The organism is Streptomyces canus (genome assembly GCF_041435015.1).
GTDB classification, from domain to species: domain Bacteria; phylum Actinomycetota; class Actinomycetes; order Streptomycetales; family Streptomycetaceae; genus Streptomyces; species Streptomyces canus_G.
The window spans coordinates 2,902,799-2,922,951 of the sequence record NZ_CP107989.1 but is presented as its reverse complement, the minus strand read 5'-3'; the positions used below and the strand labels follow the sequence as shown (position 1 = coordinate 2,922,951).

The 20,153-nt window shown below is 70.5% G+C and carries 19 protein-coding genes and 1 pseudogene; 15 read left to right on the top strand and 5 right to left on the bottom strand.

Annotated features, from left to right (window positions below):
• Positions 1-116: 116 nt before the first annotated feature.
• Positions 117-974, top strand: coding sequence for a sulfurtransferase (locus OG841_RS12985; protein WP_365115671.1), 858 nt, complete (start codon positions 117-119; stop codon positions 972-974).
• A gap of 69 nt (positions 975-1,043) precedes the next feature.
• On the opposite strand, the gene sepH is transcribed toward OG841_RS12985, so the two are convergent.
• The 3 genes from sepH to OG841_RS12970 form a co-directional block, all read right to left on the bottom strand.
• On the bottom strand, positions 1,044-2,072 hold the full coding sequence (sepH, locus tag OG841_RS12980) for a septation protein SepH (protein WP_306975386.1): 1,029 nt from the start codon (positions 2,070-2,072) through the stop codon (positions 1,044-1,046).
• Positions 2,073-2,503: 431 nt separating this feature from the next.
• Entirely contained in the window at positions 2,504-3,823 is a 1,320-nt protein-coding gene (locus OG841_RS12975) for a D-arabinono-1,4-lactone oxidase (RefSeq protein WP_328641332.1), read from the bottom strand.
• Positions 3,783-5,021: an MFS transporter gene (locus OG841_RS12970; protein WP_328641333.1), complete on the bottom strand. Its 1,239-nt coding sequence runs from the start codon at positions 5,019-5,021 to the stop codon at positions 3,783-3,785. Before OG841_RS12970 ends, OG841_RS12975 begins: the two co-directional genes overlap by 41 nt.
• Before the next feature lie 175 nt (positions 5,022-5,196).
• On the opposite strand from OG841_RS12970, the gene OG841_RS12965 reads away from it, so the two are divergent.
• A complete protein-coding gene (locus OG841_RS12965; RefSeq protein ID WP_371565310.1) occupies positions 5,197-6,324 on the top strand; it encodes a ferrochelatase in 1,128 nt (375 codons plus the stop codon).
• An 8-nt stretch (positions 6,325-6,332) separates the two neighbouring features.
• Entirely contained in the window at positions 6,333-7,148 is an 816-nt protein-coding gene (locus OG841_RS12960; protein WP_328641335.1) for an inositol monophosphatase family protein, read from the top strand.
• A gap of 111 nt (positions 7,149-7,259) precedes the next feature.
• Here OG841_RS12960 and OG841_RS12955 read toward each other — a convergent pair whose 3' ends face one another.
• Complete coding sequence (locus tag OG841_RS12955) at positions 7,260-7,424, bottom strand: hypothetical protein (protein ID WP_020121920.1); 165 nt, start codon at positions 7,422-7,424, stop codon at positions 7,260-7,262.
• Positions 7,425-7,837: 413 nt separating this feature from the next.
• Here OG841_RS12955 and OG841_RS12950 point away from each other — a divergent pair, with 413 nt between their 5' ends.
• The 4 genes from OG841_RS12950 to OG841_RS12935 all read left to right on the top strand — a co-directional run bounded on the left by OG841_RS12950 (position 7,838) and on the right by OG841_RS12935 (position 11,347).
• On the top strand, positions 7,838-8,491 hold the full coding sequence (locus OG841_RS12950) for a response regulator transcription factor (protein WP_030605557.1): 654 nt from the start codon (positions 7,838-7,840) through the stop codon (positions 8,489-8,491).
• 6 nt (positions 8,492-8,497) lie between these two features.
• Positions 8,498-9,736 carry a sensor histidine kinase gene (locus OG841_RS12945; RefSeq protein WP_328641336.1) on the top strand — a complete coding sequence of 413 codons (1,239 nt, stop codon included), beginning with the start codon at positions 8,498-8,500 and terminating at the stop codon, positions 9,734-9,736.
• A 404-nt stretch (positions 9,737-10,140) separates the two neighbouring features.
• On the top strand, positions 10,141-10,437 hold the full coding sequence (locus OG841_RS12940; protein WP_005481602.1) for a DUF4193 domain-containing protein: 297 nt from the start codon (positions 10,141-10,143) through the stop codon (positions 10,435-10,437).
• A gap of 13 nt (positions 10,438-10,450) precedes the next feature.
• Positions 10,451-11,347 carry a hypothetical protein gene (locus OG841_RS12935; protein ID WP_371565305.1) on the top strand — a complete coding sequence of 299 codons (897 nt, stop codon included), beginning with the start codon at positions 10,451-10,453 and terminating at the stop codon, positions 11,345-11,347.
• A 62-nt stretch (positions 11,348-11,409) separates the two neighbouring features.
• On the opposite strand, the gene OG841_RS12930 is transcribed toward OG841_RS12935, so the two are convergent.
• Complete coding sequence (locus OG841_RS12930; RefSeq protein ID WP_328641338.1) at positions 11,410-11,874, bottom strand: DUF3093 domain-containing protein; 465 nt, start codon at positions 11,872-11,874, stop codon at positions 11,410-11,412.
• A 113-nt stretch (positions 11,875-11,987) separates the two neighbouring features.
• On the opposite strand from OG841_RS12930, the gene OG841_RS12925 reads away from it, so the two are divergent.
• The 8 genes and pseudogenes from OG841_RS12925 to OG841_RS12890 all read left to right on the top strand — a co-directional run bounded on the left by OG841_RS12925 (position 11,988) and on the right by OG841_RS12890 (position 20,121).
• The gene (locus OG841_RS12925; RefSeq protein WP_328641339.1) at positions 11,988-12,572 is read left to right on the top strand and encodes a PaaI family thioesterase; all 585 of its coding nucleotides are present in this window, start codon (positions 11,988-11,990) and stop codon (positions 12,570-12,572) included.
• The gene (gene dut / locus OG841_RS12920) at positions 12,569-13,120 is read left to right on the top strand and encodes a dUTP diphosphatase (RefSeq protein WP_328641340.1); all 552 of its coding nucleotides are present in this window, start codon (positions 12,569-12,571) and stop codon (positions 13,118-13,120) included. Before OG841_RS12925 ends, dut begins: the two co-directional genes overlap by 4 nt.
• Before the next feature lies 1 nt (position 13,121).
• The gene (locus OG841_RS12915) at positions 13,122-13,880 is read left to right on the top strand and encodes a DUF3710 domain-containing protein (protein WP_328641341.1); all 759 of its coding nucleotides are present in this window, start codon (positions 13,122-13,124) and stop codon (positions 13,878-13,880) included.
• Between the two features lie 151 nt (positions 13,881-14,031).
• Positions 14,032-15,198 carry an alginate lyase family protein gene (locus OG841_RS12910; protein WP_371565302.1) on the top strand — a complete coding sequence of 389 codons (1,167 nt, stop codon included), beginning with the start codon at positions 14,032-14,034 and terminating at the stop codon, positions 15,196-15,198.
• Between the two features lie 80 nt (positions 15,199-15,278).
• Positions 15,279-15,971, top strand: coding sequence for an ABC transporter ATP-binding protein (locus OG841_RS12905; RefSeq protein ID WP_328641343.1), 693 nt, complete (start codon positions 15,279-15,281; stop codon positions 15,969-15,971).
• Positions 15,972-16,547: 576 nt separating this feature from the next.
• A pseudogene (locus tag OG841_RS12900) lies at positions 16,548-16,646 on the top strand (MarR family transcriptional regulator); the annotation flags it as partial.
• A gap of 230 nt (positions 16,647-16,876) precedes the next feature.
• On the top strand, positions 16,877-19,441 hold the full coding sequence (locus tag OG841_RS12895; RefSeq protein WP_371565299.1) for an ATP-binding protein: 2,565 nt from the start codon (positions 16,877-16,879) through the stop codon (positions 19,439-19,441).
• The gene (locus OG841_RS12890; protein ID WP_328641345.1) at positions 19,438-20,121 is read left to right on the top strand and encodes a response regulator; all 684 of its coding nucleotides are present in this window, start codon (positions 19,438-19,440) and stop codon (positions 20,119-20,121) included. Before OG841_RS12895 ends, OG841_RS12890 begins: the two co-directional genes overlap by 4 nt.
• Positions 20,122-20,153 lie beyond the last annotated feature (32 nt).

Here is a 20,153-nt window from a genome sequence, read left to right as displayed (position 1 = left end):
TCGATCGGCTGTACAGCATGTGCCCGGTCCCGTACGCCTCGTGATCGGGCCTGTCCGGCGGAGCACAGTAGCCGGACATGGACGACGCGGCCACCCCGTGCGCAAGGATGGTGGCCATGAACGCCATCATCTCCGCATCCGAACTCGCGAGCGACCTGGCGGGCCCGAACCCGCCCGTCCTGCTCGACGTCCGCTGGCAGCTGAGCGTGGCCAAGGCGGCCGGTGAACCGCCCTTCGACGGCCGGGCCGAGTACGCGGCCGGGCACATCCCGGGCGCGGTCTACGTTGACCTGGACCGGGAGTTGGCCGGCCCGGCCGGCACCGGCGGGCGGCACCCGCTGCCCGACCTCGCCGAGTTCGGCGCCGCGATGCGCCGGGCGGGTGTCTCCTCGGGCACGCCGGTGGTCGTTTATGACGGCGGACAGGGCTGGGCGGCCGCCCGCGCGTGGTGGCTGCTGCGCTGGACGGGTCACCCGGACGTGCGAGTCCTCGACGGCGGGTTGCCGTCCTGGCAGCGGCCGCTGCAGTCCTCCGTGCCCGGCCCGGCGCTTGCCGAGGGCGACTTCGAGCCGGTGCCCGCGGCGAACGGTCTCCTCGATGCCGACACGGCCGCGGCGCTGGCCCGCGCGGGGGTGCTGCTGGACGCGCGCGCGGGGGAGCGGTACCGCGGTGAGGTGGAACCGATCGACCGCGTCGGTGGCCACATCCCGGGCGCCCGGTCCGCGCCCACCACGGACAACGTCGGCCCGGACGGCCGGTTCCTGCCCGCGGAGGAGCTGAATGCCCGCTTCAAGGCCCTCGGCGCCGGCGACGACACCGAGGTCGGCGTCTACTGCGGCTCGGGCGTCTCCGGCGCCCACGAGGTCCTGGCCCTGGCGGTCGCGGGCATCCCGGCGGCGCTGTACGTCGGTTCCTGGTCGGAATGGTCCTCGGACCCGGAGCGCCCGGTCGCCGTGGGGCCGGATCCCCAGTAGCCCGCCCCCGTCCCGACCACGAGAAAGGGCCGCGCTCGGTGAGCGCGGCCCTCTTCCTCGTACGACCGACTACTCCTGCTTCTTCCTCCGCGTCCCGAACACGATCTCGTCCCAGCTCGGGACCGCCGCTCTGCGGCCCGGACGGACACCGTCCGCCTCGGCCTGGCGGTCGGTGGCGCCGATGAGGCGGTCGCGGTGGCTGGCCACCGAACGCGGCATGAGGACGTCCGCGTAGGCGGAACCGGCCGAGGCCGCGGGAGCGGGCGGCTCCTCCACCTCGGGCTCCGGATCGGGCGTTTCCTCGGCGGTCGCCGGCTCGGACGGCCGCTCCGGTACGACCATGTCGCCGCGGAAACTCGGTACGGCCTCCAACAGGCTGGTCAGCGAGTCCCGTTCAGCGACCGTCTCCTCGACGGGCTCTGCCGGGGGCAGGCTCGGCCGGTCGAGGGCGCGGTCCAGCGGACGGTCGCGCGGCAGCCGTGCGATACGCGGCACGAACGGAAAGCTGGGCTCCGGCGCGCCGAGGTCCTCGGACTCGCCGATCAGCGAGCGTGCCTCCTCGTCGACGGCCTGGACGAGCCGCCGGGGCGGGTCGTAGGTCCAGCTCGCCGAGTGGGGTTCGCCCGCGACGCAGTAGACCAGCAGTACCTCCCAGGTGCCGTCGTCGCGGCGCCAGGAGTCCCACTGGACGGTGTCCTTCTCGGCGCCGCGCAGCAACAGCCGCTCCTGGACGGCCTCGCCGAGCTGCGGTCCGGCGTTCTCGCCGGGCCGGCGGACCGGGGTCTTGCGGGCTCGTTCGGCCATGAAGGCGCGCTCGGCGAGCACTGGGCCCTCGAAGCGCCGTACACGGTCTACGGGGATACCTGCGAGCTGGGCTACCTCTTCCGCGGTGGCACCCGCGCGTATACGCGCCTGGATGTCGCGGGGACGGAGATGGCTTTCGACCTCGATCTCGATCTGGCCGAGGCGCGGACGGTCGCCGCGCACCGCTGCGCGCAGCCGCTCGTCGATCGGAAGCGTGTACTCCGTTGAGTCGGCAGCCTTCAGCACCAGCCGTGTGCCGTCATTCGAGACGGCCACGACACGCAGTTCGGGCATGGGGACCTCCCGGGTGGTGCCTGCCGACGTCACGTGCGTCGCTGCTTCCGCTAGTCGAGTGTGACCTGCCCGGGTGCAGCCTGCCACAACCTTGCCGAGTTGCCCGGCGTGTCGGGCACGGGCCCTGGATCGCCGTTATGGCACGGTTACTTATTCGCAACGCTGAGTGACCAACTCCGTCACCCTGTGCAACTAGCCCCCTCCTGGCGTCCCTTGAAGGCCACGGACGCCCTGGCGGGAGACCGTACCCAGGGCTCGCAACAGTACTCCATTTGGGCCACGTGCGTGGATTGGCGCGCCACTCAACTTCGTTCAAGAAAAGGTGTCCGGCCGTTCGTCGAGCGGTTGTCGGGATCTTGGACGTGGCGTACTTCACGGAATGACCAGAAACGGAACTATTGGCTTCCCGCGTGCGTCCCTCGACCGTCCCGCTACGCCCCCAACACCCGCCGCAAGTAGTCGTTCTGGAAGCGACGGTCGGGGTCGAGCCGGTCCCGGAGCGCGGTGAACTCGCCGAAGCGCGGGTAGACCCCGGCGAAGTACTCCGCGTCGCGCGTGTGCACCTTCCCCCAGTGCGGGCGCCCCTCGTGCGCCGTGAAGATCCGCTCGGCGGCCGTGAAGTACGCCTGGTACGGCGTCCCCTTGACCATGTGGACCGCGATGTACGCGCTGTCGCGGCCCGAGGCGGTGGACAGCGTGATGTCGTCGGCGGGCGCGGTGCGCACCTCCACGGGGAAGCTGACCTTCAGCCCGGAGCGTTCGATCATCGTCTTCAGTTCCCGCAGTGTCCCGACGACGGCCTCGCGCGGGACGGCGTACTCCATCTCCACGAACCGCACCCGGCGGGGCGATGTGAAGACCTTGTACGGGATGTCGGTGTAGGTCCGCGCGGACAGCGCCTTGCTGGAGATCCGCGCGATCGAGGGGATCGTGCCCGGCACCGCGCGGCCGACCCACTGGGCCACCTGGAACACGCCGTTGGAGAGGAACTCGTCCTCGATCCAGCCCTGGAGCTGCGGCACCGGCTTCTCGGGGCCCGCGCTGCGGTTGTTGCGCTTGGTGTTGGTGCTGCCGGTGTGCGGGAACCAGTAGAACTCGAAGTGCTCGTTCTCGGCCCAGAGTTCGTCGAACGCGCTGGTGACCTTGTCGAAGCTCATGGGCTCCTCGCGGGCCGTGAGCAGGAAGACCGGTTCGACGGCGAACGTGATCGCGGTGACGACGCCGAGCGCGCCCAGGCCGATCCGGGCGGCCGCGAAGACCTCGGGATTCTCCTTCTCGGAGCAGCTGAGGACCGAGCCGTCGGCCGTGACCAGCTCAAGTCCCCTGATCTGGGCCGCTATCGAGCCCGACTCGCGGCCCGTGCCGTGCGTGCCGGTACTGGTGGCGCCGGAGACCGTCTGCTCCATGATGTCGCCCATGTTGGTGAGCGACAGGCCCTCGCGCGCGAGAGCCATGTTGAGCCTCTTGAGCGGCGTACCGGCCTCCACCGTGACGGTCATGGCGTCCCGGTCAATGGTGCGGATGCCGGTCAAGAGCTGAGGGCGGATCAACACACCGTCGGTCGCGGCGATCGACGTGAAGGAGTGACCGGTGCCGACGGCCTTCACCTTGAGACCGTCCTCGGCGGCCTTCCGCACGGCATCCGCCAGCTCGTCGACCGAGGCGGGCGTGACCTCCCGGGCGGGACGCGCGGCGACATTGCCGCCCCAGTTACGCCACGTGCCGTTCTTCGCGCTCGCTGCCGTGCTCAACGCTGCCTCCCCGACGTGGAGCCGGCCTGCTGAGCCGGCGGTACCCCAGGAAACCGACCGCGACCGCGACGGCCCCGGACACCGCCGGAACCCCGTACCCGGCGCGCGCACCGGCCGCGTCGATCACCCAGCCGGCCACGGAGGAGCCGAGCGCGACCCCGACCGCGAGCCCGGTACTGATCCAGGTCATCCCCTCGGTCAGTTGCGCGCGTGGTACGTGCTGCTCGATCAGGGACATCGTCGTGATCATCGTGGGAGCGATGGACAGGCCCGAAACGAACAACGCCACGGCCAGAAACGGCAAGTTTCCGACCAGTAGGAGGGGGATCATACTCACGGCCATGGCGCATATGCCCAGCAGCCAGCGAGGTTCGGGCCGTCCCCCGAAGTGCAGCAGCCCGAACACGAGCCCCGCGACGCAGGACCCCGCAGCGTAGAGGGCGAGCACGAGGCTCGCGGCAGCCTTGTGGCCCTGCTCCTCGGCGAAGGCCACGGTGACCACGTCCACCGCCCCGAAGATCGCCCCGGTCGCCACGAAGGTGGCCACCAGGACCTGCAGGCCCGGCGCGCGCAGGGCCGTACGGCCGCCGTCGTGCTCGCGCGGGTGCGGGGCCGGTTCGGTGGCCCGCTGCGCGGTGAGCCAGAAGACGCCGACCGCCAGGAAGCAGGCGGCGAGCAGCGGACCCGCCTCCGGGAACCAGGCCGTGGACAGCCCGATGGAGATGATCGGCCCGAAGATGAAGCAGACCTCGTCGACGACGGACTCGAAGGAGTACGCGGTGTGCAGCTGCGGGGTGCCGCGGTACAGGGCCGCCCACCGTGCGCGGATCATCGCGCCGAGACTCGGCACCGAGCCGATGCCGACGGCGCACACGAACAGCACCCAGTCCGGCCAGCGGAAGTGCGCGGCGAGCAGCATCCCGGCGGACGCCACCAGCGCGACGAGCGTCGCCGGGCGCAGCACCCGCCGCTGACCGTGCAGATCCACCAGCCGGGAGACCTGCGGGCCGATCGCCGCGGCGGCCAGCGCGATGGTGGCCGACAGCGTGCCCGCGAGGCCGTACCTGCCGGTGAGCTGGGAGATCATCGTGACCACGCCGATGCCCATCATCGACAGCGGCATCCGGCCGACGAAGCCCGCGGCGGCGAAACCCTTGGAGCCGGGGGCGGCGAACAGGGCGCGGTAGGGGCTGGGCACAGGGGTTCTCCGGTCGGCCGGTGAGCAGCGGCTCGGGCAGGGGTGGTAAGGCGCGAATGCGCCTCATACAGCTTACGAGTGAGGTGACCCTAACGCACCTGGTCGGACGGTCCGGGAACCCGGGTGGTCACCCCGCCGTTTCCCGGCTGTCAGCACCGGATGACAGGATCGACCCATGCGAGACGCGCTCGATGCCACCCCCTACGACGCCCTGCTCCTGCTCTCGTTCGGAGGCCCCGAGGGCCCCGACGACGTGGTCCCGTTCCTGGAGAACGTGACGCGCGGGCGTGGCATCCCCAAGGAACGCCTGAAGGAAGTCGGCCGGCACTACTTCCTGTTCGGCGGGGTCAGCCCCATCAACGACCAGAACCGCGCCCTGCTGGACGCCCTGCGCAAGGACTTCGCGGACCACGGCCTGGGCCTGCCGATCTACTGGGGCAACCGCAACTGGGCGCCCTACCTGACCGACACCCTGCGCGAGATGGTCGCCGACGGCCACCGCCGCATCCTGGTCCTCGCCACCAGTGCCTACGCCTCCTACTCGGGCTGCCGCCAGTACCGCGAGAACCTCGCCGAGTCGCTGGCGGTCCTTCAGGCCGAGGGCCTGGAGCTGCCGAAGATCGACAAGCTGCGGCACTACTTCAACCACCCCGGTTTCGTGGAGCCCATGGTCGACGGGGTGATCGAGTCCCTCGCCGAGTTCCCCGAGGACGTCCGCGACGGCGCCCACCTCGCCTTCTCGACCCACTCGATCCCGAACGCGTCCGCGGACACCTCCGGCCCGGTCGAGGGCCATGGCGAGGGCGGCGCGTACGTCGCGCAGCACCTCGAGGTCGCCCGGCTGATCGCGGACGCCGTCCGTGAGCGCACCGGCGTCGACCACCCCTGGCAGCTCGTCTACCAATCGCGCTCCGGCGCCCCGCACATCCCGTGGCTGGAGCCGGACATCTGCGACCACCTGGAGGAGCGCCACGGATCCGGCGTCCCGGCCGTGGTGATCGCCCCCATCGGCTTCGTCTCCGACCACATGGAGGTCCTCTACGACCTCGACACGGAGGCGAAGGCCAAGGCCGAGGAGCTGGGCCTGCCGATGCGCCGCTCGGCGACCGTCGGCGACGACCCGCGGTTCGCCGCCGCGGTCCGCGACCTGGTCCTGGAGCGGGCCGGGGTGGAGCGCGGGCAGGAGGTCACGCCCTGCGCCCTCGGCGCGCTCGGGGCCGACCACGACGTCTGTCCGGTCGGCTGCTGCCCGGCCCGTGCCGCCAAGCCCGCAGCCGCGGGCGTCGACAGCCCGTACGCGTGAGGAGCCCCGTGACCGACCCCCTGCACGCGGAACTGCTTCGGCTGGCCCAGGAGGCCGCCCGTCGGGCCGGCGCTCTGCTGCGGGACGGCCGCCCGGCCGACCTCGCGGTCGCCAGGACCAAGTCCAGTCCCATCGACGTGGTGACCGAGATGGACATCGCGGCGGAGAAGCTGATCACGGACCTGATCTCCGAGGCCCGCCCGGACGACGGCTTCCTCGGCGAGGAGGGCGCCGCCACCGAGGGCACGAGTGGGATCCGCTGGGTGATCGACCCCCTCGACGGTACGGTCAACTACCTTTACGGGCTGCCGACTTGGTCCGTCTCCATCGCGGCCGAGCAGGATGGCGAGACCGTGGTGGGAGTCGTCGCGGCGCCGATGCGCGGCGAGACGTACCACGCGGTCCGAGGCGAGGGGGCCTGGGCCACGGGCGCGTGGGAGGGCGAGCGCAGGCTGACGTGCCGCCCGGCGCCGCCCCTGGAACAGGCCCTGGTGTCGACGGGCTTCAACTACGTCACGAAGGTCCGCACCCACCAGGCCGAGGTGGCCGGGAAGCTGATCCCCCTGCTCCGCGACATCCGCCGCGGCGGCTCGGCGGCGGTCGACCTGTGCGACCTGGCCGCAGGCCGCCTGGACGGCTACTACGAGCGGGGCCTGAACGCCTGGGACTACGGGGCGGGCGACCTCGTCGCCCGGGAAGCGGGCGCCCTGACCGGCGGCCGCCCCGGAGAGCGCCCGAACCCCGGCCTCACCGTCGCCGGCACCCCCGGGGTCTTCGAGCCCCTCCAGGAGCTCCTGGAGGACTTCGGCGCCTGGCACGACTGACGGACGGACTCCGGACGAACACGAGGTGAACGCGTCCGGACCCCGACGCAGCGGACCCCCGGCGCTGGATTCGCCGGGGGTCCGCTGTCGTGCCGCGAAGCCGATCAGACGCTAGGCGCTGACCTCCACACCGTGTTCGGCGGCAAGGCGGCGCAGGTCGTCGAGCTCGCCCTGCTCCACCTCGACGAGGAAGTCGTCGCCCTCGTTGCGAGCCCGTGTCAGATCGGTCTCGGTCGCCCTTATGCGCTGCAGAAGTCCTGCGGTGAATGCGTCCATGCTGCGCCCCCTCGTCCTGGGTCGTGGGTCGGTGGCACGGGGGTGTGCCGTTCGGAAGGGGCGATCACGTCTCCTGTAGGTGCCCAGCGCTGCCCTGCCGGGCGGCGACGGTGCCGGACACCCACGCCCGCTCTGCGGAAGCGGATCGCGGCGTGCCGCATGGTGGTACGGCACATGCAGAGCGTGATCGCGGGGTGTAAAGCCGTCCTCCCCCCGCTCCTTCCGACGGAAACCTCAACCTCGCGAGAAAATCCCGCATTCCCGCTCTCACACCCGTCTTTCAGCTGCCGCTCACCCGCCTTACAGCCGACTTATGGCCGAAAAGGGCAGGATGGAGGCCAACACTCACCCGGCCCCCTGCCCGTGCGTGCCCCAAGCGCGCTACGCGGGTGGACACAGGAAGGACAAGCGACGTGCGCGTACTCGTCGTCGAGGACGAGCAACTGCTCGCCGATGCGGTGGCCACCGGACTGCGCCGGGAGGCCATGGCCGTCGACGTCGTGTACGACGGTGCGGCCGCCCTGGAACGCATCGGAGTCAACGACTACGACGTGGTGGTCCTCGACCGCGACCTGCCCCTCGTCCACGGCGACGACGTCTGCCGCAAGATCGTCGAACTCGGCATGCCGACGCGCGTGCTGATGCTCACGGCGTCCGGCGACGTCAGCGACCGTGTCGAGGGCCTGGAGATCGGCGCCGACGACTATCTGCCCAAGCCCTTCGCGTTCAGCGAGCTGACGGCACGCGTGCGTGCCCTCGGCCGGCGCACCAGCGTGCCGCTGCCGCCGGTCCTGGAGCGCGCCGGGATCAAGCTCGACCCCAACCGCCGCGAGGTCTTCCGCGACGGCAAGGAGGTCCAGCTCGCCCCCAAGGAGTTCGCCGTCCTGGAGGTGCTGATGCGTTCCGAGGGCGCCGTCGTCTCCGCGGAGCAGCTCCTGGAGAAGGCGTGGGACGAGAACACCGACCCCTTCACCAACGTGGTGCGGGTGACCGTCATGACCCTGCGCCGCAAGCTGGGTGAGCCCGCAGTGATCGTCACCGTCCCCGGCTCCGGCTACCGGATCTGATAACCCGTGGCCTCGACTCCCGCTCCTCCCCAGGCCCCTCCGAAGCCCACCTGGGACCCCAGGCGGCCGGCACCGCCGCTGCCGTGGCTGCGCCCGACCATCCGGATAAGGCTCACGCTGCTGTACGGCGGCATGTTCCTGATCGCCGGCATCCTGCTGCTGTCGATCATCTACCTGCTGGCCGCGAACGCGTTGAACGTGGGGAGCAACCTGCCCTTCAAGATCGTCTCGGGCGGGGTGACCAGTGACGTCTGCAAGCTGTCGGGCAGTCCGCTGCAAGCGGACGAGCTCAACAACGCGCTGAACCAGTGCGTCAACGACCAGCGTCAGCACGCCCTGGACAACCTCCTCAGCCGCTCACTGCTGGCCCTGCTCGGCCTCGCGATCATCGCCTTCGCCTTCGGCTACGCGATGGCGGGACGCGTCCTGTCGCCGCTCGGCCGGATCCTGCGCACCGCGCGCTCGGTGGCGGGCTCGGACCTCTCCCGCCGTATCGAGCTGGACGGCCCGGACGACGAGATCAAGGAACTGGCCGACACCTTCGACGACATGCTGGAGCGCCTCGAGCGGGCCTTCACGGCCCAGCAGCGCTTCGTCGGCAACGCCTCGCACGAGCTGAGAACCCCACTGGCGATCAACCGCACGCTTCTGGAAGTGCATCTGTCGGATCCGGGGGCGCCAGTGGAGCTGCAACAGCTGGGCAAGACGCTGCTGGCCACCAACGAGCGCAGTGAACAGCTCGTGGAGGGTCTGCTGCTGCTCGCCCGCAGCGACAACCAGATCGTCGAGCGCAAGCCCGTGGACCTCGCCGAGGTCGCCGAGCAGGCGGTCGACCAGGTGCACGGCGAGGCGGAGGCCAAGGGCGTGGTGATCCGCGGAGACCGGAAGACGGCGGTCGTCCAGGGCAACGGCGTCCTCCTGGAGCGGATCGCCCTGAACCTGGTGCAGAACGCCGTGCGCTACAACGTGCCCGAGGACGGCTGGGTCGAGGTGAGCACGGAGGTCCAGCACGGCCACGCGGTGCTCACGGTGTCCAACACGGGCCCCGTCGTGCCGGCGTACGAGGTCGACAACCTCTTCGAACCGTTCAAGCGGCTGCGGGGCGCCGACCGCACCGGCAGCGACAAGGGCGTCGGGCTCGGTCTGTCCATCGTGCGGTCCGTGGCGCGGGCGCACGGCGGGCACATCACCGCTCAGCCGCGCGAAGGGGGTGGGCTCGTGATGCGAGTCACCCTTCCGGTCTGAGACCATGGCCCCGCACTGAGATCGATACCCAGGGATGTTCGCTTTGCGCGGAATTTTCTGGGCACCTGATGGACCGCCCCATGTGTGATCGATCACAAGGGAGATTTTCCGGCCATCTACTCTCGGTGATCATGCACCCTGTCGGAAAGCCGGGATAATCCGGGTTTTCAGGGGTCCTGATCACGGGAAGTACACGGTGAGACGCCTTTGAAGTGCGGGATTCGGACCGTGTACGGTCCCGATCGCCATCCAACCCGATCACTCAAGAGGAGTCCGGTTGGGTGTCGATTGAGTAACAGACCTTGATGTGAGGCAAAATCTCCGCCTCGGGTCGGGCACAAGTCCGGCCTCTCACGCGTTACGTGCGCTGGAGACACCGCAGACACCCAGAGGGGGAGAGCGACATGGCTACGGATTACGACACCCCACGCAAGACCGACGACGACGTCGACTCGGACAGCCTTGAAGAGCTCAAGGCACGTAGGAACGACAAGTCGACCTCCGCAGTGGACGTCGACGAGTTCGAGGCCGCCGAAGGCCTGGAACTGCCCGGCGCGGACCTTTCGAACGAAGAGCTGGCCGTCCGGGTACTGCCCAAGCAGCAGGACGAGTTCACCTGCATGAGCTGCTTCCTGGTGCACCACCGCAGCCAGCTGGCCCGGGAGAAGAACGGCCAGCCGATCTGCCGCGACTGCGACTGAGGGCGGGTCGGGCATGACTGGCTCGACCCCTCCTTGGAAGCGCCGCTCTCTCCGACAGGGAGCGGACCAGGGGCTGTCCGACGGCCCTCACCGCGCGCGTGACGACGAGCGGGGCTCTTCCGAAACGGGAGCCTCGCTCGAACCGGTGGCCGACCGGGCTGACCTCCCGGCGCCGACCGATACGACCAGGACGCCCGCGCCCGTCGCCAGACGACGGGTGGCGGCGGTCCGGGACAGGGCCCGGGAAGGGGCCCGTAAGGGCGGCAGCAGGGCCAGGGCGGCCCTGGCGTACGTGACCGACCGGATCATCGAGAACGCCCCGCGTGTCCCCGTACGGGACCTCGCGACCCTCCGCCGCCAGTTCCCCGGCCTCGGCCCCGAGGAGCTCGCGGGCAAGCTTGTCGCGGGCGCCGCGAGCGCCACGGCGACGGTCGGGGCCGGGGTCGGAGCGGCGGCGATGCTTCCCGTGCCGCTGGCGATGCCGACCGAACTGGCCGCCGAGATCACCGGCGTGGCCGCGATCGAGCTGAAGCTGATCGCCGAACTCCACGAGGTCTACGGCGCACGGCCGCCCGGGAACCTGAAGGAGCGCAGCACCGCGTATCTGAACTCCTGGTCAGGAGAGCGTGGGATCGACGCGAGAAAGCCGTCGACCGTGAGCGTCGCGCTCAACAGCCAGATGAAGCAGCAGATGCGTCAGCAGATCATGAAGCGCACGGTCCGCAACCTGCCGAACCTGATGCCGTTCCTGGTCGGCGCGGCCGTCGGAGCGGTCATGAACCGCCGGGACACCAGAAAGCTGGCCGAGCGGATCCGCAAGGATCTGCGCAAGCTCCAGGTGCCGTGGAACGAACTGCCCCAGCTCCCGGCCCTGGAGATGCCCGCGGATCCGCTTCAGCTGGAGACGTAAGACTTCCGTGAGACTTCGGCCTCCACTGTCCGGACAGACGGGTGAAGTCCTGCACGAACGTTCTAGGCGGCGGCCGTTCGGGCGGCCTTCAGTGCCTCGGCCAGCCGCTCCGGCTCCCGCGTCGACAGATACAGATACGGCGTCGGGTCGTCCGGGTCGGTGACCTCCACCTTCAGCGCCCTGGGAATGTAGGCGCGCAGCAGCAGGAAGGCGCGGGTGTCGGCCTTGTAGGTCCGCCAGGCCCGGGCCTCCTCCGGGTCCAGGATCTCCGCCTCGCCCAGCGCCGCCACCGGGATCTTCGCCTCGCCCGCGATGAGGGAGTCACCGACGACGCGGATGCGCAGCGAGCCGTAGGAGCTCGCGAGGATCGCCGCCACGGCGGTGCCGCCGACCAGGCCGCCGAGCAGCGGAAGCGTCCCGAAGGGAAGCAGGATCAGCGCGAAGGCGACCCCGACCAGGAAGGAGATCAGCCACCAGGAGCGGGGGGCGGTGAGACGTTCGTCGTACGGGGCGGCGGAGGGCTGCATGGAACCAAGCTTGGCACGGTGTCCTGACAGGTCCGATGGCAGGGGGATTCGGCGCGAAGCGCTGTCAGGCAGGGTGGCGGTGGGAGACGGGCGGGCGGGTAAGGTCTGCGCCTGTGAGTGGTACTTCCCCGGCTCTCAAGCCTCCCGCCGACGCGGCGCAACCTGTGCGACACCAGGATGCTCCCGCGCCCGGTGAGCTGCTCGGTGCGCACTACGGCCAGTGTTTCGGCTGTGGCGGCGAGCAGTCCCACGGGCTGCACCTGGAGGCGCGGGCCGGCGAGGGGGTCTCGGTCACCGCCGAGTTCACGGTGCGCCCTGCCCATCAGGGCGCTCCCGGGCTCGCGCACGGCGGGGTGCTCGCGACCGCCCTCGACGAGACCCTGGGCTCGCTCAACTGGCTGCTGCGCACCATCGCCGTGACCGGTCGTCTGGAGACCGACTTTGTACGGCCGGTGCCCGTGGGCACGGTGCTGTACCTGGAGGCCGAGGTGACGGCGGTGGCCGGGCGGAAGATCTACTCGACCGCCACCGGCCGGATCGGCGGCCCGGAGGGACCCGTGGCCGTCCGCGCCGACGCCCTGTTCATCGAGGTCAAGGTCGACCACTTCATCGACAACGGCCGTCCGGAGGAGATCCGGGCCGCCATGGACGACCCGGATCAGGTCCGGCGTGCCCGTGCCTTCGAGGTGAACCCGTGAGCCGTGATCCCCTGAACGTGCTGATCCGGCGCGTCGACCCGGACGTACCGCTTCCGGTGTACGCGCACCCCGGTGACGCGGGAGCCGATCTGCGGACCACCGAGAGCCGTGAACTGAAGCCAGGAGAGCGGGCCGTGCTGCCCACCGGGGTGTCTGTGGCGCTGCCGGAGGGGTACGCGGCCTTCGTGCACCCTCGATCCGGTCTCGCCGCCCGCTGCGGTGTCGCTCTCGTGAATGCCCCGGGGACGGTTGATGCCGGGTACCGTGGGGAGATCAAGGTGATCGTGGTGAATCTCGACCCGCACGAGTCCGTGCGGTTCGAGCGCTTCGACCGGATTGCCCAGCTCGTCGTCCAGCAGGTCGAGAGGGTCCGCTTCCAGGAGGTCGCGGAGCTTCCCGACTCGGCGCGGGCCGAGGAGGGCTTCGGGTCCACCGGCGGTCACGCCGCCGTGGGCGACGGGGGCGATAGAAGCGCTGAGGCCGCCGTGGGCGGCACAACGGGTGGGAATCGATACGCTTCGGTCGTATCCGACCGGGAAGGACAGTGACGTGTTCGGACGTCGCAAGAAGAAGGGTGCCGCCGAGGGCGCGGCCGGCGAGGCCGAGCAGGTCGTCGACAGCGTCGACACTGAGGCGGACGACGTAGAGCGCGAGCGCGTACGGCTGGAACCGGAGCCGCGCCCCGACGGGCCCTGGGACGACACCGAGGTACGTGACCCCGCCGAGGGCCGCGTGGACCTCGGCGGTCTGTTCGTGCCGGGCGTCGACGGCATGGAGCTGCGGGTCGAGGTCGCGGGCGATGCCATCGTCGCGGCCACCGTCGTACTGCGCGACAGCGCCATCCAGCTGCAGGCCTTCGCGGCTCCCAAGCGCGAGGGCATCTGGGGCGAGGTGCGCGAGGAGATCGGCTCCGGCATCACCCAGCAGGGCGGCATCATCGACGAGGTCGAGGGGCCGCTGGGCTGGGAGCTGCGTGCCCAGGTACCGGTGCAGCTGCCGGACGGCACGGGCGGCTTCCAGGTCGTGCGGTTCGTGGGTGTGGACGGTCCGCGCTGGTTCCTGCGCGGGGTGATCTCGGGCCAGGGCGCGGTGCAGCCGCAGGCGGCCGGGCTGCTGGAGCAGATCTTCCGGGACACGGTCGTGGTCCGCGGCGAGGGCCCGATGGCGCCACGCGACCCGATCGTCCTGAAGCTGCCGAACGACGCTCAGATGGTCCCCGAGGGCGTCCAGCAGCAGGACGAGGGCTCCCGCTTCTCCGGCGGGATGGGTCAGTTGCAGCGCGGACCGGAGATCACCGAGGTCCGCTAGTCGCACGACGTCGAGGGCCGTACCCCGTGGTGGGGTGCGGCCCTTTTCCGTGCGCGGGGTCTTGACGCTGTATTGGTCTGTACCTACGGTCATCCGCCAACGCCTATGTTCATAGGGGCGCTTCACGTTCACATACGAGAACGGAGCCGCTATGCGCCATTCCGTACGGCTGGTGGTCGTCACCGCGTTCGCCCTCGGTGTCCTCGCCAGACCCGCCGACGCCGCCCCCGCCGCTTTCGTCCATCCCGGAGTCACCGTCTCCCAAGGGCAGTTGGACTTCGCCCGCACCAAGGTCAACGCCGGTGCCCAGCCCTGGAAGGGTGCCTTCGACGCGATGCTGGCGAGCAAGTACGCCGATCTGAACCGCACGCCCAAGCCGCGGGCGGTCGTCGAGTGCGGGTCGTACTCGAATCCCAACCACGGCTGCACCGACGAGCGCGAGGACGCGATCGCCGCCTACACCGACGCCCTCGCCTGGTACGTCACCCGGGACGAGCGGTACGCCAGGAAGGCCATCCAGCTCATGGACGCCTGGTCGGCGGTGATCACGGATCACACCAACAGCAACGCGCCTCTGCAGACCGGCTGGGCCGGCTCCTCGTGGCCCAGGGCGGCCGAGATCATCAAGTACACGTACACCGGGACCTGGGCGAACTCCGGACGCTTCGCGACCATGCTCCGCAACGTCTATCTGCCGGAGATCATCAACGGCTCGAACTCCAACGGGAACTGGGAGCTGTCGATGATGGAGGCGGCCGTCGGCATCTCCGTCTTCCTCGAGGACAAACCGTCGTACGACAAGGCCATGGTGAAGTTCCGCGCCCGTACCGCGGCCTACGTCTACCTGGACTCCGACGGCGAGCTGCCGAAGACCGTGCCGAGTCAGAACCTGAACACCCGGGACAAGATCGTCAATTACTGGCAGGGGCAGTCCACTTTCGTCACCGGGCTCACCCAGGAGACCTGCCGGGATCTCACGCATACGGGGTACGGCATCTCCGCGATCTCGCACGTCGCCGAGACGAGCCGTATCCAGGGGCAGGACCTGTACGGCACGGACGTGGGCGAGCGGCTGCGGCAGGCGCTGGGATTCCAGGCCAGGTACGAGCTGGGGACCGCCGTGCCGAGTTGGCTGTGCGGCGGGTCGCTGAAACTCGGGCTCGGGCCGGTCACCGAGGTCGGGTACAACGCGCTGCACAACAGACTTGGCATGGGCATGACCAATACGCAGACCCTGACCGAGCGGAACCGCCCGGCCGGCAGCAACAACCTCTTCGTGGCCTGGGAGACCCTCACTCACGGGGACAACCCGAGCTGAAACCGTTGAAGGCCGGGCGCCGGACGGTGATACTGGCGCCCGGTGCCACGAGTTTCACGGGTTTCACGGGGGAGAGCGCAATGACTCAGGTGGTCACGGAGACCATGGTGCGGGTCGAGGACATCCACAGGTCGTTCGGCGAGGGGGCCGCCGCGGTGCACGCGCTGCGCGGGGTCTCCTTCGAGGTGCCGCGTGGTGAACTCGTCGCCCTCAAGGGGCGTTCGGGATCCGGCAAGACCACGCTCCTCAACATCGTCGGCGGGCTCGACCGGCCCGACCGGGGACGGGTCGAGCTCGACGGGGTCGACATCGCCGGGCTGGACGAGGACGGGCTGCTGGCGCTGCGCCGGGACCGTATCGGCTTCGTCTTCCAGTCCTTCGGGCTCATTCCGATCCTCACCGCCGCGGAGAACATCGGCGTCCCGATGCGACTGCGCCGGGTGGACGCCCGCGAGCGTGAGGAGCGCGTCGAGCTGCTGCTGGCCCTGGTCGGCCTCGCGGAGCACGCGAAGCAGCGCCCCGGTGAGCTCTCCGGGGGCCAGCAGCAGCGCGTCGCCATCGCCCGCGCCCTCGCCAACAACCCTTCGCTCCTCGTCGCCGACGAGCCGACCGGCCAGCTGGACGTGGAGACCGGCCACTCCGTCATGGAGCTGCTGCGAGCCGTCGTACGCAGTGAGAACGTCACCGCGCTGGTCGCCACCCACGACGCGACCCTGCTGGACCTGGCGGACCGGGTGCTGGAGCTGGGGGACGGGGAGATCGTGGGGCACTGAGCGCGGGGTGGAGCGGCTGGGGCGTGTACGGGACCGGCTGCGGTCGGCTCCTCCGGCGCCGAGCGGATCATGCGGCGTCTCGACCGGGGGCGGCTGCTCTTTTCGTACGGCCGTGCGATCGCGCTGCTCGAGCAGGTGCCGGGGCGCTTCTCAAGGCGGTGGGCTCCAACTGCTCATGAGCTGTGAGGGGCACAGCGTGGTGCCGCGGGTGCCGGAGACAGTCATGACGCACTGCCGCTTGTACCGGCACGAGCGGCGCATCCTGGCCCGTGAGCTCGCGGCCCTGGCGGGCGGGATGCCGCGCTGACGCACTGGCCGGCGGCACGGCCTGGCCTTCCCGCTCCACGCGGCCGGCGCGCCCCCTGCAACAGGCGCTCGCGTGGCCAGGCACAGCCGGACCCAACCTCGGGGTGCTGTTCCCGGATGGCGGAGGGACGGTGACGCGGGCTCCGGTGCCGTCCGGGTGCTGTGGCTGGGGCTCCGCCTGAGGGTCGCGTCCGGCTGCGTCACGGGTGGCTCCCGGCGACGGCTGGGTGGCTCGTCCATCGCCGGACTCGGCCTTGGCACGCACGACCGGAGGAACCGGCGAGGCACGACACCGTCGCCGCCGTCGTCCGGCAGTGGCAGACCGTCCACCCCGGCCTCGACACCGGCCCCATGGAGATCACCGGCCGCGCCGGCGCGGCCGGCCGTGGCGGAGGGCGCGGACCCGCTGGGCGTGCGGTGTTCCCGGGTGGGGCTGGGGTGGGGGTGCGCCCTTCGGTATTGGCCGGGTCTTTGTCTGAGGGGCGCGTCAGGGTTGCGTCAAAGGCGGGCCCCGCGTCTGGCCCGGACCCCTTTGTCGGGATTGTTGGCCGTAAGGTCGGCGCTGCGTAGGCAGTAGTGAGCGGAAGACAATGGGCCTCATGGGACGCGGCAGGCTTCGGATCTATCTCGGTGCGGCACCGGGCGTCGGCAAGACGTACGCGATGCTGTCCGAGGCGCACCGCAGGGTCGAGCGGGGGACCGACTGCGCCGTGGGCTTCGTGGAGCACCACGGGCGACCGCGCACCGAGGTGGTGCTGCACGGCCTTGAAGCGATCCCGCGCAGGGAGCTGGAGTACCGGGACGCCGTCTTCACCGAGATGGACGTCGACGCCGTCCTGCGCCGGGCCCCCGCCGTCGCCCTGGTGGACGAACTCGCCCACACCAACATTCCGGGCTCGCGCAACGCCAAGCGCTGGCAGGACGTCGAGGAACTGCTGGCGGCCGGGATCGACGTGGTCTCGACCGTGAACATCCAGCATCTGGAGTCGCTCGGCGACGTCGTCGAGTCGATCACCGGCGTGCGGCAGCAGGAGACGGTGCCCGACGAGTTCGTACGGCGGGCCGAACAGATCGAGCTTGTCGACATGTCGCCGCAGGCGCTGCGGCGGCGGATGGCGCACGGCAACATCTACCAGCCGGACAAGGTCGACGCGGCCCTGTCGAACTACTTCCGACCCGGCAACCTCACCGCCCTGCGGGAGCTCGCGCTGCTGTGGGTGGCCGACCGGGTCGACGAGTACCTCAAGCAGTACCGCAGCGAGCACCGGGTCTCGAAGATCTGGGGCTCCAGGGAACGAATCGTGGTCGGGCTGACCGGCGGACCGGAGGGCCGGACGCTGATCCGGCGGGCCGCGCGGCTGGCCGAGAAGGGCGCCGGTGGCGAGGTCCTCGCCGTCTACATAGCCCGCAGCGACGGGCTGACCTCCGCCTCGCCCAAGGAACTCGCCGTCCAGAGGACCCTCGTCGAAGACCTTGGAGGAACCTTTCACCATGTCGTCGGCGACGACATACCGGCCGCGCTGCTCGACTTCGCGCGAGGCGTCAACGCCACCCAGATCGTCCTCGGCTCCTCCCGCCGCAAGACCTGGCAGTACGTCTTCGGACCCGGTGTCGGCGCGACCGTGGCCCGGGAGTCCGGGCCCGACCTGGACGTGCACATCGTCACCCACGACGAGGTCGCCAAGGGGCGTGGACTGCCCGTCGCCCGGGGCGCGCGGCTCGGACGGGCCCGGATCCTGTGGGGCTGGCTGATCGGCCTGGCCGGTCCGGCGTTCCTGACGATCCTCCTCACCACCGTCGACCTCGGCCTCGCCAACGACATGCTGTTGTTCCTGGCGGTCGTGGTGGCCGCGGCCCTGCTGGGCGGGCTGTTCCCGGCGCTCGCCTCGGCCGCGGTCGGCTCGCTGCTGCTGAACTACTTCTACACACCGCCCCTGCACCGCTGGACCATCGCCGACCCGAAGAACATCGTCGCCATCGTGATCTTCGTGGGCGTCGGCATATCGGTGGCCTCCGTGGTCGACCTCGCCGCCCGCCGCACCCACCAGGCCGCCCGGCTGCGCGCCGAGTCGGAGATCCTGTCCTTCCTCGCCGGGAACGTGCTGCGTGGCGAGACCCGTCTGGAGGAGCTCCTGGAGCGCGTCCGGGAGACCTTCGGCATGGAGTCGGCGGCCCTGCTGGAACGGGCGAGCGACGTCGAGCCGTGGACCTGCGCGGGCCGGGCTGGGCTCGGACCGCCCGTGGAGCGGCCCGAGGACGCCGACGTCGACATGCCCGTGGGGGACCACATGGCGCTCGCGCTCACCGGCCGGGTGCTGCCCGCCGAGGACCGCCGGGTGCTGGCCGCCTTCGCCGCCCAGGCCGCCGTCGCCCTTGACCGCCGCAGACTCCAGGAGGAGGCCGACCGGGCCCGCACGCTCGCCGAGGGAAATCGCATCCGTACGGCGCTCCTGGCCGCCGTATCGCATGATCTGCGGACGCCCCTGGCCGGCATCAAGGCGGCCGTCTCGTCGCTCAGGTCCGACGACGTGGCGTGGTCCGAGGAGGACCGGGCCGAGCTCCTGGAGGGCATCGAGGAGGGCGCCGACCGGCTCGACCATCTCGTGGGCAACCTGCTCGACATGTCCCGCCTCCAGACCGGCACGGTCACCGCGATCATCCGGGAGATCGACGTCGACGAGGTGGTGCCGATGGCCCTGGGCGGGGTGCCCGACGGAAGCGTGGAGCTGGACGTCCCGGAGACCCTGCCCATGGTCGCCGTCGATCCGGGGCTCCTGGAGCGTTCGGTGGCCAACCTGGTCGAGAACGCCGTCAAATACAGCCCGTCCGGCCATGCCGTCCGGGTGTCCGCCAGCGCCATCGCCGACCGTGTCGAGGTACGGGTCGTCGACCGCGGTCCCGGAGTGCCGGACGAGGCCAAGGAGCGCATCTTCGAGCCCTTCCAGCGCTACGGTGACGCCCCGCGCGGTGCCGGGGTGGGGCTCGGGCTCGCGGTGGCACGGGGCTTCGCGGAGGCCATGAACGGCACCCTCAACGCCGAGGACACGCCCGGCGGAGGCCTCACCATGGTGTTGACGCTGCGCGCGGCGGACGCGCACGCGGAGTTCCCCGACGCACCCGTCGCAGAAGCAGAAGCAGCAGAACCCGAAAGGCAGGCCACATGACCAGAGTGTTGGTCATCGACGACGAGCCGCAGATCGTGCGCGCCCTCGTGATCAACCTCAAGGCGCGCAAGTACGAGGTCGACGCGGCGCACGACGGCGCCACCGCGCTGAGGCTCGCCGCCGCCCGCCACCCCGACGTGATCGTCCTCGACCTGGGCCTGCCCGACATGGACGGCGTCGAGGTGATCAAGGGGCTGCGCGGCTGGACCCGGGTGCCGATCCTCGTGCTGTCCGCCCGGCACTCCTCCGACGAGAAGGTCGAGGCGCTGGACGCGGGCGCCGACGACTACGTCACCAAGCCCTTCGGCATGGACGAGCTGCTGGCCCGCCTCAGGGCCGCCGTGCGCCGCGCGGAGCCCACCGGGGGCGGTGAGGAGGATGTCCTGGTGGAGACCGACGAGTTCACCGTCGACCTGGCCGCGAAGAAGGTCCAGAAGCACGGCAGAGACGTACGCCTCACCCCCACCGAGTGGCATCTGCTCGAGGTGCTGGTCCGCAACACCGGCCGGCTGGTCGGCCAGAAGCAGCTCCTCCAGGAGGTCTGGGGGCCGTCCTACGGGACGGAGACGAACTACCTGCGGGTCTACATGGCCCAGCTGAGACGGAAGCTGGAGGCGGACCCCTCGCACCCCAAGCACTTCATCACGGAGCCGGGCATGGGATACCGGTTCGAACGCTAGTGCTGCGGGTACAACGCTGTCGGCGCACCCCG